The sequence below is a fragment of the Micromonospora sp. AMSO31t genome (genome assembly GCF_008868175.1).
Classification (GTDB): domain Bacteria; phylum Actinomycetota; class Actinomycetes; order Mycobacteriales; family Micromonosporaceae; genus Micromonospora.
In genome coordinates this window covers 1-12,338 of sequence record NZ_WBKT01000174.1, presented here as the reverse complement: position 1 = coordinate 12,338, position 12,338 = coordinate 1, and the positions used below count along the sequence as shown (strand labels likewise).

At 72.8% G+C, this 12,338-nt stretch carries 12 protein-coding genes; 4 read left to right on the top strand and 8 right to left on the bottom strand.

Features of this window, described 5'->3' with window-relative positions:
- Positions 1-72: 72 nt before the first annotated feature.
- The gene (locus F8274_RS26400; RefSeq protein WP_151465063.1) at positions 73-501 is read left to right on the top strand and encodes a PPOX class F420-dependent oxidoreductase; all 429 of its coding nucleotides are present in this window, start codon (positions 73-75) and stop codon (positions 499-501) included.
- A gap of 48 nt (positions 502-549) precedes the next feature.
- On the opposite strand, the gene F8274_RS26395 is transcribed toward F8274_RS26400, so the two are convergent.
- The 6 genes from F8274_RS26395 to F8274_RS31410 form a co-directional block, all read right to left on the bottom strand.
- The gene (locus F8274_RS26395; protein ID WP_151465062.1) at positions 550-2,829 is read right to left on the bottom strand and encodes a hypothetical protein; all 2,280 of its coding nucleotides are present in this window, start codon (positions 2,827-2,829) and stop codon (positions 550-552) included.
- Complete coding sequence (locus tag F8274_RS26390) at positions 2,830-5,796, bottom strand: hypothetical protein (RefSeq protein WP_151465061.1); 2,967 nt, start codon at positions 5,794-5,796, stop codon at positions 2,830-2,832.
- A 103-nt stretch (positions 5,797-5,899) separates the two neighbouring features.
- On the bottom strand, positions 5,900-7,036 hold the full coding sequence (locus F8274_RS26385) for a CaiB/BaiF CoA-transferase family protein (protein ID WP_151465060.1): 1,137 nt from the start codon (positions 7,034-7,036) through the stop codon (positions 5,900-5,902).
- Between the two features lie 63 nt (positions 7,037-7,099).
- Positions 7,100-7,558, bottom strand: coding sequence for an SRPBCC family protein (locus F8274_RS26380; RefSeq protein WP_151465059.1), 459 nt, complete (start codon positions 7,556-7,558; stop codon positions 7,100-7,102).
- A gap of 31 nt (positions 7,559-7,589) precedes the next feature.
- Positions 7,590-8,087 carry a YcxB family protein gene (locus tag F8274_RS26375; RefSeq protein WP_151465058.1) on the bottom strand — a complete coding sequence of 166 codons (498 nt, stop codon included), beginning with the start codon at positions 8,085-8,087 and terminating at the stop codon, positions 7,590-7,592.
- Positions 8,088-8,210: 123 nt separating this feature from the next.
- A complete protein-coding gene (locus F8274_RS31410) occupies positions 8,211-8,366 on the bottom strand; it encodes a hypothetical protein (RefSeq protein ID WP_192580004.1) in 156 nt (51 codons plus the stop codon).
- Positions 8,367-8,649: 283 nt separating this feature from the next.
- Between F8274_RS31410 and F8274_RS26370 the strand changes: the two genes are divergently transcribed.
- Positions 8,650-9,126, top strand: coding sequence for a heme-degrading domain-containing protein (locus tag F8274_RS26370; protein ID WP_151465057.1), 477 nt, complete (start codon positions 8,650-8,652; stop codon positions 9,124-9,126).
- Positions 9,127-9,219: 93 nt separating this feature from the next.
- A complete protein-coding gene (locus tag F8274_RS26365; protein WP_151465056.1) occupies positions 9,220-9,954 on the top strand; it encodes a zf-HC2 domain-containing protein in 735 nt (244 codons plus the stop codon).
- 14 nt (positions 9,955-9,968) lie between these two features.
- Here F8274_RS26365 and F8274_RS26360 read toward each other — a convergent pair whose 3' ends face one another.
- Both F8274_RS26360 and F8274_RS26355 read right to left on the bottom strand, forming a co-directional pair.
- Positions 9,969-10,544, bottom strand: a complete 576-nt coding sequence (locus F8274_RS26360) for a sigma-70 family RNA polymerase sigma factor (protein ID WP_151465055.1) — start codon at positions 10,542-10,544, stop codon at positions 9,969-9,971.
- Between the two features lie 152 nt (positions 10,545-10,696).
- The gene (locus F8274_RS26355) at positions 10,697-11,170 is read right to left on the bottom strand and encodes a molybdenum cofactor biosysynthesis protein (protein WP_151465054.1); all 474 of its coding nucleotides are present in this window, start codon (positions 11,168-11,170) and stop codon (positions 10,697-10,699) included.
- A gap of 89 nt (positions 11,171-11,259) precedes the next feature.
- On the opposite strand from F8274_RS26355, the gene F8274_RS31405 reads away from it, so the two are divergent.
- On the top strand, positions 11,260-12,338 hold a 1,079-nt coding region (locus tag F8274_RS31405; protein ID WP_192580003.1), incomplete at its 3' end, for a hypothetical protein.

Sequence of the window (12,338 nt, the reverse complement as noted above, 5' to 3'; positions counted from 1 at the left end):
AGGTCACGCGGCTGTGAAGTCACTGGGAGCGGCGCCGCCGGGGGTGTCGGGGTGGTGGGCGAGAATGGCCGCATGGCGCAGCGGATGAGCGACGACCAGTGGCGGGCCTTCGTGGCCTCCGGCACCCGGACGGGGAAACTCGCCACCGTGCGAGCCGACGGCTCCCCGCACGTGGCGCCGATCTGGTTCGTGCTCGACGGCGACGACCTCGTCTTCAACACCGGCGCCGGCAGCGTGAAGGGGCGCAACCTGGTCCGCGACCCCCGCGCGGCGCTGACCGTTGACGAGGAGCACCCGCCCTACGCCTTCGTCACCGTCCGGGGCCCGGTGACGATCAGCGAGGACCCGGTCGAGTCGCTGCCCTGGTCCACGCGCATCGCCGCCCGCTACATGGGCGCCGACCGTGCCGGGGAGTACGGCCGGCGCAACGCCGTGCCCGGCGAGCTGCTGGTCCGGCTACGGGCGGAGCGGGTGGTGGCCTTCACCGGCATCGCGGACTGACCGGCCCCGCACACGGTCCGGAGGCCGTAGCGGCCGCCGGCACCCGGTCTACCTGGCCTGCGGCCAGCCGTTGGCCGCGGTGAAGAGACGCTCGGTGAGTTCGTCCCACGGCCGGAGCCGGGGCATCTTCTGGCCGAGGGCCTCCCCGAGGAAACGGAAATCCTCCTCCAGCACATCGATCGTCTTCAGGTAGGTGTGCGCGTCCAGCGACTTCAGGGTGAACAGCGTCGCGTCCGCTATCTGTTGCGCGGTGAAGAGGCTCTCGGACCCGTGCGGGATGAGGGTCCGCATGATGTCGGTCTTCGCCTGGTGGACGTAGCGGATCACGTGCGAGGACGGGTCGACGCGGATCATCTCGGCGGCGACGGCGGCGTTCTTGGGCACCAGGAACGCCTGGAAGGCCAGGTATTCGGGCACGGCCTCGGTCCACTCGCGGAGCCGCCGGATGAAGCGCTGTTCGATGATGTGATCCAGCTCGAAGAGGTACCCGAACCCGGACACCCTGCGGACCTGGTTTTGCATCTTGTTGTACTGGTTGATGCCCATCCTGGCCACGGTGTCGTAGTGGCCGAGCATGGCCTGCGTGAGGGTCACCTGGCCCGGCAGCCTGCCGTGCGCCGCCTTGATGACGGTGCGGTAGTCGTCGCCCAGGTGCGCCTTGAGGTAGGCATGGACCCACTCGCGTGTCGTGTCGAGCAGCCAGTCCAGCGGCGCCTTCGGGTGCTTCTTGATGCGGGCCACCCTGACGAGGTAGTCGTCGTACTCCCAGCGCAGCATCGAGTTGGCGAACGACGCCATGTCCTCGGTGAACAGCGCGTGCACGTCGAGTTCGAGAAGGTCCTCGGCCTGCTTCGAGGCCGTCTTCGCCTCCTGCAGCACGTCCTGGACGCCCTTGGCCAGGGCCCGGGCCGCGCGAGGATTCGCGGCGGCGGTCTCCAGCATCCTGACGAGCTTCTCCTGCTGTGGCTCCGGCAGGCTCCTGAGCCGTTTGAGGAGCGAACCGGACCGCGCCGGACCGTCGACATCGTCCACGATCCGGCGCAGGTCGGCCGTGAGCCCTTCGATGCGGGCGAGCTCCTGGCTGAGCCGGGCCGAACTCCGGCCCAGGCGGACGTAGGCCGTCGCGCCGACGGACACGGCCGACAGGGTGCCGTACAGGATGATCTCGTTGGAGGTGACGCGGGTGCCCCAGAAGTCCCTACCGGTCGCCATCATGAACGCGAGCTGACCGAGCTCGTAGAGGTCGCCGATGACGGGGACGAAGCTGAGCGGCACCTCGATCATCAGCTGGAGCACCGACAGGAACCCGGTCCGGTCGGGCAGAGCGTGGCGATGGTAGGTCTTCGGGTCGCCGTCGAGGTGCGCACCCTGCCGCGGGACCGTGTCGTGCGGCATCTTGCGGGCGTAGATGTACGTTGCCCGCGCGACGGCGTTCGGCCCGGCCTGGGCGGTCACGGTGACGTTGTCGTCGTGCTGGATGACGATCAGACTGGCCGAGCCGTGGCAGTTAGCCCAGTAGGCATACGCCGCAGGCTTGTCCGGGTCCTTGATCGTGACCTGCACCTGGAAGCGGCCCTCCCAGGACTGGATCACCACGCCGGTGGGCTGCGGCACGATCAGCAACCCGGGCGGCAGGATCCGCTTCGAGACGTAGCCGAGGCTCACCGCCATCCGGTCGGCGATCCGGCCCAGGTCGTCCCCCTCGATCGGGACGGGATCCTCGGTCCCCGAGACGAGCACGTACGGAGTGCCCATGGCCGCGAGAATCGACTGCGGCTGGTCGAACGACGGCGTCACCCGGGGGTCCTGGTTCCGGAAGACCGTCACCTGCGGCGTGAGGTCGCACAACAGGGCGTCGGGATCGAGGACCTCGTGGCGCAGGTCGGATATGGGCCTGCGCTGGTGATGCGACGGGTGGCACTGGCAGGCGGGCCCGGGCGACGTGGTGGCGGCGGAGAACGGCGACCGGGGCCGCTCGACGCGGAACGCGGTGAACGACTGCCGGTCCCGGCGTACCTCGACGGTGACGTCCCGCGCCAGCGCCATCAGCAGGACCGGTCGCCGGAACTCGGGTGACTGGGGATACGCCACCTTCGCGGGGCCGCCGGACGGCGGCACCCAGTGCCACACGGCCGGCGGGATGCCCAGCTCCTTCCACCGCTTCGCGCTCGCCCGCCCCGGCCGGATGGTCCAGGTCCAGGACACCTTCAGCGAGTTGTCCGTGATGGTGACGCGGGCGAGATCATCGGCCGGCATCAGCCGGCCGGTGAACGCGAGCGCGCCGGCCAGCGAGGGCATCGACGGGTAGGTGGCGCCGTCGCGGAGCACTCACGGCTCCTCGTCGGGCACCCAGTGCCCGTCCGCCTGTCTCGTCCAGCGCGGCAGCCCCTCCGCCGTGCGCAGGTGCAGGAGGCTCGTGGGCACCCGCACCTCCCACGGCTCTCCGACGGGGACCTCCGTGCCGGGCATTCCCAGCCGTTCGGCGATCTCGTCCGCGATCGGCAGGTACGTGTCGTCGCTGACCGTCGGGAGCGGGCCGCCCTCCCACGGGTCGCCGGTCTTGCGGAAATGGTCCACGGCCGACTCGAATCCGGGCCGGACCGGCAGGACGAGCCGCGCGTAGCCCGCCTTGAGGAAGTCCTCGAACTCCAGGTCGCCGTCGCGGATGTCGAGACGTTCCAGCCAGATCGAGCGCCGTCCCCAGAAGTACGGGTAGCACACCCAGGACATGTTCTCCCACTCGAAGGCCTGCTCGAAGAAGCGCACGTAGGCGCCCTCCAGGCCGGCCTGGTCGAAGCGGATCCGGGGCAGGCCGTCCGGGCCCGTCGTCGTGGCGTCGAACAGCTCGAAGTGCTGTTCGGTCAGGAGCGTGACGCACATGCGCTTGAGCTCGTCGACCATCGTGGCCCGGTTGCGGTACGCCTCCCGGCTCACGATCACCGGCGGCGCCGTCGCCTCCACGGTGGCCAGCTTCGCCTCGTACTCGGACAGCCGCGAGCGGTAGGCCTGCACCAGTTGGGCATGGGTCTCGTGCTGCCACACGGCCATCGCGCGGGGCGTCGCGGCGCAGGTGACCTCGACGGCGCACGCGATGTGCCCGACCTTGTCGGTGGTCAGCGCGAACGGGACGGCGTCGGTCTCGCCGTCCAGGTCCGTGATCCACACCCACGGGGATCCCTCGCCGAACCGGTGTGCGCGCCGGCCCACGACCACGTCGACGCTCCAGCCGTCCCAGATGGTGGTGACGACGCCGACCGATGCCTGTACCGCCCGGTATCCGTCGGGCACCTTCACCCGGGTCGAGTCCGTGAACTCCTGGGTCGACTCCTCCCCACCGGTGTGGAAGTCGTACGCCTCGGTGGCGAACGGCTGCGGCGGCGGCTTGATGCCGGTGGCGCCGTACAGCGTCACGAAGGTCTGGTAGGTGTCGGGATGCAGTTCCTCGGGGCGCACCGAGAACGGCACCGGCTCGACGATCTCGACGACCTCGGCCCGGCTGCGGCGGAACGCCTCGATGAGCTGCGCTCCCGGCTCGGGCACCAGCACGTCGTACAGCGTCCGCCTGCCGTAGTTGTAGACCTGGGCCTCGTAGATCTTGGTCAGCCACTGGTACACGCCCACCACATGCTCGGCGCCGAGCGTGTTGTCGAACGTGTGCTGGTCGGTTTCCTCCACCTCGGTGGTGGTGCGGCGGGTCTCCCGGGTGAGGATGCGCTCGGCGGTCCGCTCCGCGGCGGTCTGCGTCACCTCGCGGGCCATGGTGCTCGCCGAGGACTCGCTCTCCTCCGTGTTCCGTGTCCACGCGGCGTCGGCGCTGGCCTGGAAATCGACGGTCGGCCCGTAGCTGCCGGAGACCGTGAGCGACCCTTTGACGTCGGAGCGCTCCTGCAGCAGGGACTGCGTCTCGCGCTGCAACTCGAAGCGGTCGGTCGTCGTCAGGGAACTGCTCTGCTCGTTCTCCTGCTCCCGCTCCTGGACGAAGATGCTCTCCGTCTCCACCCGGGTGCGCCGGATCCGGTCCCGCGACTCGCTGCGCATCACGTTCTCGACGTACGCGATCTCGTCGCGTGCGTAGCCCTTGAGCTGCTGGCGCACGACGTACAGGTCCATCACGCCCGCGGGTCCCAGGTCGGCGTGGGTGCGCGGGACGACTTCCGGAGCGGGCGGGTTGTCCGCGTGCTCGAAGAGGTCGAGCAGACCCCTCGGGGTGCGGCGGTGGACATCCGCGAGCAGGCCGTTGGCGCGGGAGACGACGACGTCGCCGCGGCGCCACCAGCTCGCGCGGGGCAACAGCGACCGCACCAGGCTTTGTGCCGACTCGTGCACCGCACGTCGCTCCCGCAGCAGAGTGGAGACGATGTCGGGCAGGTGGCCGGCCGGGTCGATCCCGAGATTCCGGAGGGTTCCCCTGGTGCCACCGGCGAGCCGGTCGATGGCGGTCGGGTCGAGCCGCACCCCGACCGGGTCCGTCATCGGCAGGAACCCCGGCCGCCCGCTGATCGCGATCTGGGCACCGGGCTGCACCGGGATGCCGGGCGCCGGCGACGGCAGCTCCGACAGCCGCAGCGGCAGCTCGAGTTCCTTGCGGCGGATCGTCAGGTCACGCTCGAAGAGCGCCTGCGGTCGCAGGTTGTCCGGCGGCAGCACCTGCGGGTACTCCCGCTGCGGAGTGCGCCGGAAGCCGGTCGCCGGCACGGCCGCGAGTTCGGCGATCGCCGCGTCGACTGCCTCGTGCCGGGTGGCCAACTCCGCCAGCCGGTCCTTGATCGCGCCCGGGTCGCCGGGCGGCGACGCCGCTCGCGGCCCGCGCCCGAACCACTCGGGCAGGCGTACGGTTCGTAACAGGCGCTCCCCGCCGGAGGCGATGTGGTCGTGCACGCGCAGCGCGTCGACGAGACGGGCGATCGGGCGGCGGTGTTCGGCGGGCAGCAGCTTGATGCTCAGGATGCTGTCCTTGAGGTCGGCGATGCCCGCCACGGTCTGCGGGTCCGCCAGGAAATCGGCGACCGGGCGACCCAGGAGATCCGCGAGGTCGAGATCCGGCTCCGACCGGGCGAGCGCCTCGCTCACGGCGCGGGTCGCGCCGACGACGCCCGTCGTCTCGTCCCCGGTCACGTAGTGCGGACCGGCGGCGAACTCCGCGGCCAGGCGCTTCATCCGGGCAAGGGCGTCCGGTTCGGCGGCGACCGCGGCCAGTCGCCGTTGCAGCTCCGTGTCGGCACTCAGGTCGATCGCCTCGGGAGCGTCCGTCCTGAGTGGTTGCCTGACCTGAGCGAATCGGAAGAGGGCTTCCATGGGCGGAGGCTAGTCCCCCGCGGCACCCCCGCTCAGTCACCTTCGCGACCATGCGGCGGACCCGCCAGACCGCCACCGGGCTGGTCGACGGTCTGCTGACCGCTCACCCGGCCAGCCAGGCGCGCAGCGCGGCGCCGTGCTCGTCCAACCGGGGCGGCGGCAGGTCGTAGCGGGGTGGGGTGGCCGACAGCCCGATCGGGTGGCGCACCCCCGGCACGCCGCCGGCCGTGACGACCGGGTCGAGCCCGAGCCCGGCGGCCAGGGCCACCCCGTCGGCCACCGTGTTGATCGGGCTGCACGGCACGCCCGCCGCGCGCAGCTCGCGGAACCACTCGGCGCTGGTCTTCCGGGCCAGGGCGGCCACCAGCATCGGCCGCAGCGCGTCGCGGTGCGCGGTCCGGTCCTGGTTGCGCCGGAACCGGGGGTCGTCGGGCAGCCCGGGCAGGCCGAGCACCTGACACAGCGTGCGGAACTGGCCGTCGTTGCCGGCGATCACCACGAGTTCGCCGTCGGCCGTGGGCAGCGGCTCGTACGGCACGATGCTCGGGTGGGCGTTGCCCATGCGGTGCGGCACCACGCCGGCGGCGACGTGCGCGCTGGAGTGGTTGACCAGCCCGGACAACGCCGACGAGAGCAGGTCCACCTCGACGTGCTGCCCGGCGCCGGTGGCCGCCCGGTGGTGCAGCGCGGCCAGGATCCCGACCGCCGCGTGCAGCCCGGCGATCACGTCGAAGACCGCCACCCCGGCCTTGTACGGCGGGCCGTCCGCCGCCCCGGTCAGGCTCATGAGCCCGGACGCCGCCTGCACCATGAGGTCGTAGCCGGGCAGGTCGGCGCCGCCGGCCGCGCCGAACCCGCTGATCGAGGCGTACACCAGGCGCGGGTTGGCGGCCGTCACGGTGTCGTGGTCGAGGCCGAAGCGGCGCAGCGCGCCCGGCCGGAAGTTCTGGATCATGACGTCGGCCCGGGCGGCGAGGCGGCGGGCCAGCACCGCGTCGTCGGGATCGGCGAGGTCGAGCACCAGCGACCGCTTGTTGCGGTTGACGCCGAGGTAGTAGGTCGAGACCCCTTCGCGCACCGGGGGCTGCCAGGCCCGGGTGTCGTCGCCGCCCGGCGCCTCCACCTTGACCACGTCGGCGCCCAGGTCGGCGAGAAGCATGGTGGCGTACGGCCCGGCCAGGATCCGGGAGAAGTCCGCCACGAGGATGCCGCTCAGCGGCCCCGACGAGCCCTCCCCCATGGCCGTTCCTCCCTCCACCCGGCCGCCTGGGCCACGACCGACCATCGGTGTGACCGGGCCGCGCTAGCCCAGTTCGACGAGTCTGGCGAGGTTCGCCAGGGCGATGCGCATACCCATCTCGTTGTCCTCGGCCGGGACCGCGTCCGGGATGCCTTCGTGGACGACGACGACTTCGGTGCCGCCGTCCACGTCGGTGAGCGTCGTGGTCATGGTCATCGCGCCGCCGAGCGACGGATCGTCGGTCTCGAACTCGACGACCTCGACCACCTGCCGGTCGGGCACGATCTTGACGAAGTGGCCGTGGTAGCTGTCGGTGTGTGCCGTCGACTTGCCGGTCTTGTCCGGCGCCTCGTAGGTGAGCGAGACGCGCAACGACCCGCCCTCGCGCGCGTCGAACTCGTGCACGTGGCCGCTCATCCCGGTCGGCACTCGCCACCTGGCGACCGCGGCCGGGTCCAGCAGTGCCCGATAGACGGCTGAGCGCGGCGCCTTGACGAGTTGGGATACCTGGGTCGAGTACATGGAATGAATCTAGTGCCCGGCGGTGATGAGTTCACCGAGGCTGGAGCAGCCCACGTTCAGCCATCCAGGCTCGCAACGTCTCAGCGTCATCTGTGGACATCAAGCGGCGGGGGATCACGGTGGCCGGCATCCGGCCGACGTACACGATCCAGAACTCAGGGGTGTCCCTGACCTGAGCGACCCCGTCCCAGGCGATGCCGCCGGACTCCGAGCCGCTGCGCATCATGATGTTGTCGTCGGTGATGTCGTAGGCGCCCTCGACAGCGTAGCGACTGGAGCGACGCCGGGCGCGCCACCGCACCCAGGGCGAGTACAGCATGGACAGCAGGCCACCCAGGACCAGCGCCAAGCACAGCGGCGAGAGCCGGTCCCCCCGGGCGAACGCCCGCGAGAGGGCAAAACCGATGGCCCCTACCACCGCCAGCACCCCGCCGATATAACCGTACTTGCGCAGTCGAACACTGCTGAGCGCAGCGGCCACGCGGCCCGGGTAGGCCGGATCCGCTGGGACGTCGAAACGGATGTGCACGTCAGCACGATAGTGCCCCCACCCGCTTGCGGGCAGCGCCTGACCCGCCCCCCGCTGGCCAGGTCGTCGGCATCCGCCCGTGGTCGGCGGCAGGAGAGTGCGCCGCTGAAGATTCCGCCGTGCTCAGCGGCCATCGACCGCGGAGGCGATCTTGGCCGGGGCGTTCAGCGGTGCGAGCTGATCCTCGCCCAGTCCGTACCGTCGGGCGAGGTAGGCGGGATCCTGCCAGGTGACCAGCGAGCCGGGCTGGCCGCAGCGCAGAGATTGTCTCTCCCACATCGCGGGCGCTCCGCCTGGTCACCAATCCGTCGTTCACGGCCGACCCCCGCTCACCGTATCGCTGGCGAATCCAGCTCATCCTGCCCGCGACCGGGGCCGGTCCGGGGAGGTTTGCCGTAAAACGGCCAGCCGGTACTCCCCGACGGCAAATTCCCTGCCGTGACCGTACGTGCCGTGGGTTGGCGAAGACGTTGCCCGTGACACCGTCACCAGGCGATGAAGGCTCGCGTTCTTCCTCTGCTTAGATCGTTCTGACGATCGAGGAAGGGAACGGTACGCCGTGATGACGGAGCTTCGGGAGCAGGAAGAGCGCCTCCAGTTCGACCGCTTTGACCATGACGACGCCTGGGCCCTGGGAACTCGCCTGGTCGGGCTGGCCAGAGAGCGCGGCCACGCTGTCACCGTCGACATCCGCCTCGGCGACCACCAACTCTTCCACTACGCACTGCCCGGCACCTCTGCCGACAACGACGACTGGATCGAACGCAAGATCCGCGTCGTCCGCCGGTTCGGACACAGCTCCTACCTCGTGGGCCAGACCTACCGCGACCGCGGCACCACCTTCGAGGAACAATCCCACCTCGACGCGGTCCGGTACGCCGCGCACGGCGGCTGCTTCCCGATCATCCTCAGGGGCACCGGCCCGGTCGGCACCGTCACCGTCTCCGGCCTGCCCCAACTCGACGACCACCGCCTCGTCGTCGAGGCCCTCGGACTCTTCCTGGATTCCCAGGGCTCCGAGAAGGGGGCCGTCTCGTGACCGGCTCCGGCTGTCCGCCACGTACGTCGACTCCGAGCGACGGGTCGGCCCGGGCTCGGGAACCAGGCGGCCGGTGCGGACGACTACCTGTACATGGCGTGTGAGCAGTGGCGGGAGATCCTGTCGGCGGAGCTGGACGGGGAGGCGACCCGGTCGGAGAGCGCGGCGGCCGAGGCGCACCTGGCGGGCTGCGCCGGCTGCCGGGGCTGGTTCGAGTCGGCCGTCGCGGTGACCCGGCGGGCCCGGACCCAGCTCGCCCCGCCGGTGCCCGACCTGGTCGACGCGGTGCTCGCTGCGGCGCCGCCGGCCCGGCCCGGGCGGTGGGAGCGCGCGGCGCTCGGGCTGCGCGGGGTGCTCGGGCTGCTCGGCGCCGTGCAGCTCGTGCTCGGCCTGGCCCAGGTCGGCCGGGAGGCCGTGATCGACCACGCGCACGCCTCCGGCCAGCACCTGTGGCACGAGTCGGCCGCCTGGAACGTGGCCGTGGGCGCGGGCTTCCTCTACGTGGCCCTGCGGCGCTCCGCCCCGGCGGGGCTGCTGCCGATGCTCAGCGCCTTCGTCGCCACCCTCCTGCTGCTGTCGGTGAACGACCTGATCACCGGACAGGTGGCGGTGCAGCGGCTGGTCAGCCACGGCTTCCTGCTGGTCGGCTGGGTGGTCATGGTGCTGCTCGCCCGGCCCCGGTGGCGTCCGGGCGGCACGCCGCCCCGGCAGCGGTCGTCCGGGTCGCGCTGGTCGCTGCGCACCGAGGAGCCGGCCGAGCCCGCCCGGCTGCGGGTGGTGCCGCCCACGCCGTACGCCGCGCAGGCCCGCGACCGCCGGGCCGCCTGACCGGCCGGGTGCGGTCAGACCACCCGGCTGCCCCGGGCCGGCCGGGCGTCGCCCTGCCAGGCCGCGACGAGGTCCTCGCGGGCCCGGGCGACCCGGGACCGGATGGTGCCGACCGGGCAGCCGCACACCTCCGCGGCCTCGGCGTAGGAGAGGCCGAGCACCTGGGTGGCGACGAACGCCTCCCGCCGCTCCGGGGCGAGCCCGGCGATCAGCCCGCGCAGGGTCACGGCCTCGTCCCCGCCCGGGGTGACCGCCCCGGCCGCCTCGGCGGCGGCCTGCCAGTCGGGCAGCGCGGCCACCCGGGGGCGTGCCGTCGCGGCCCGCACGTGGTCCACGGCGACCCGGCGGGCGATCGTGAACACCCAGGTACGGGCCGCCGACCGGCCGGCGAAACCGGGCAGGCCGCGCAGCGCGCGCAGGAACGTCTCCTGGGTCAGGTCGTCGGCCTCGGCGGGGCCGGCCAGGTGCGCGAGGAACCGCCACACCGGGCCCTGGAGGGCCCGGACGAACGCGGCGGCGGCCTGCCGGTCGCCCCGGCCGGCCCGGTGCGCCCACCGGGTCACCTGCTCGTCGTCGGCCTCCGGGCTCATCCGCGACCGGCCCGCCGCTCCACCACCGTCATGATCGACGGTACGGGCGCGGGCCTCGCTCGGTTCATCCCGCAGTCCTCCTCGTCACCCCGCCGCCGACCGGACGGTCGCACGTTGGTCGGCCGGCGGGGCCGGAAAGTTCCCGGGCCGCCTCAGGAGTCGACGCTCACCTCGACCGGCCCGACCCGCAGGACGCCGTCGGTGAGCGGGGCGCAGCGGACGCCGCCCCGGCCGCGCAGCGCCTTCCAGGTGCCCGGCGCGACGGTGACGTCCAGCCAGGCGCAGGGCGGGGCGGCCCGGTGGATCCGCAGGCGGACCGGCCCGGCGCCGGAATCCAGGGTGAGCACCAGGCCGACCAGCTCGTCCACGGCGATGCCGTGGGTCAGCACGTTGCGCCGGACCTGGGTGAGGTCGGCGCCGGCGGGCAGCGACTCCTGCGCGATCAAAGTCACGCTCGCCTCCCGGTGCGCCGGCCGGCCGAAGTAGCGGTCGCCGACGATGCCCAGGCCGGCCCGGATCCGGACCTCCTCCACCAGTTCGCCTGGCGGCGCCGGGGCCGGGCCGTCGGCCGGTCGTCCCACGTAGCGGTGCACCGGCGAAGCCAGCAACTGGACGATCTGCGGCATGCGCCGATTCTCGCATGGACGTACCGCCACCAAAGCGGACGATAGCCACCCTCACGTGTCCACCCTGCGTGGAGGCCGTTGTACCGGGTGTGACGACGAGACGGTCCACCCCGGCCGGGCGTCACCCGGAGCTGGGACGGCAGATTGCATGGGCGCGGCGCCAGAACGAACGCCGGCGGCGCGCGTACGAGGCGGCGGCCCGGACGTGGCGCCGACGCACCGAGCACCTGGAGCGGCTCCGGATCGAGGCGACCGGGTTCCACGGGTGCGCCCTCCCCGGCACCGAGCTGCCGGTCGAGCTCGACGACGGCGAGGTGGTCTACCGGATCGTGCCGGTCGTCGAGCTGGTCGAGGCGGAGGCCCGGCACGTGCCCGGGCTCCCCGCGCCGGACCCGGCGCTGACCGCTGACCTGCTCGACCCGGCCGACGGCGCGCTCCCGGCGGGGATGCGGGTGGTCGACACCGGCGCCGCCGTGGTGACCGACCGGCGGGTCGCCTTCGCCGGGCCGGCCGGCCGGCGTGAGTGGGCCCACGGTGACCTGCTCGGCCTCGGGCACCACCCCGACCTGCCGGTCACCCTGCTGCACCCCGGTGACGGCCGGCGCCCGGCCGGGCTACGGGTGCCGGTCACCGGCGCGGCGAACTTCCGCTTCTACCTCACCCTCGCGTACGCCACCGCCACCGGGACCCGCGACGCGGTCGGGACCCAGCTCGACGCGCTGCTGGCCGCGCACCGCGCCGCCCGGCCGCGGCCGCCGCGCCCGCTCGGTGTCGCGGACGCCCCGACGGAACGGCGGCGTCCGGAACGCCTGGTCGCGGCCGGCGCCGTGGCGGTCGCGGTGCTCCTCGGGGTGGCGGCCGCGGGCACCTGGCCGGCGACGGCCGGGCCCGTGCACCAGGCGGGCGCGACCACGGACGGTCCCGCCGCGGTCCCCGACGACGACCTGGCATCGGACCCGGTCCTCCGCACACCCGACCAGCCCGGCCCGACCCGGTCGCCCGCCGGCGAGCCCATCCGACTCCCCCGGCCGGCCGACGGCAGCCGGCGGCCGGCGGTCGCCGGGCCCTCGGTCCGGGTCGGCACGGAGCCCATCGCGCTGCCGGCGCCGTCCCGCGCCACGACGCCCCCGGCGACCGCGCCGTCGACCCCTCCGCCGGTGGTCAGCCC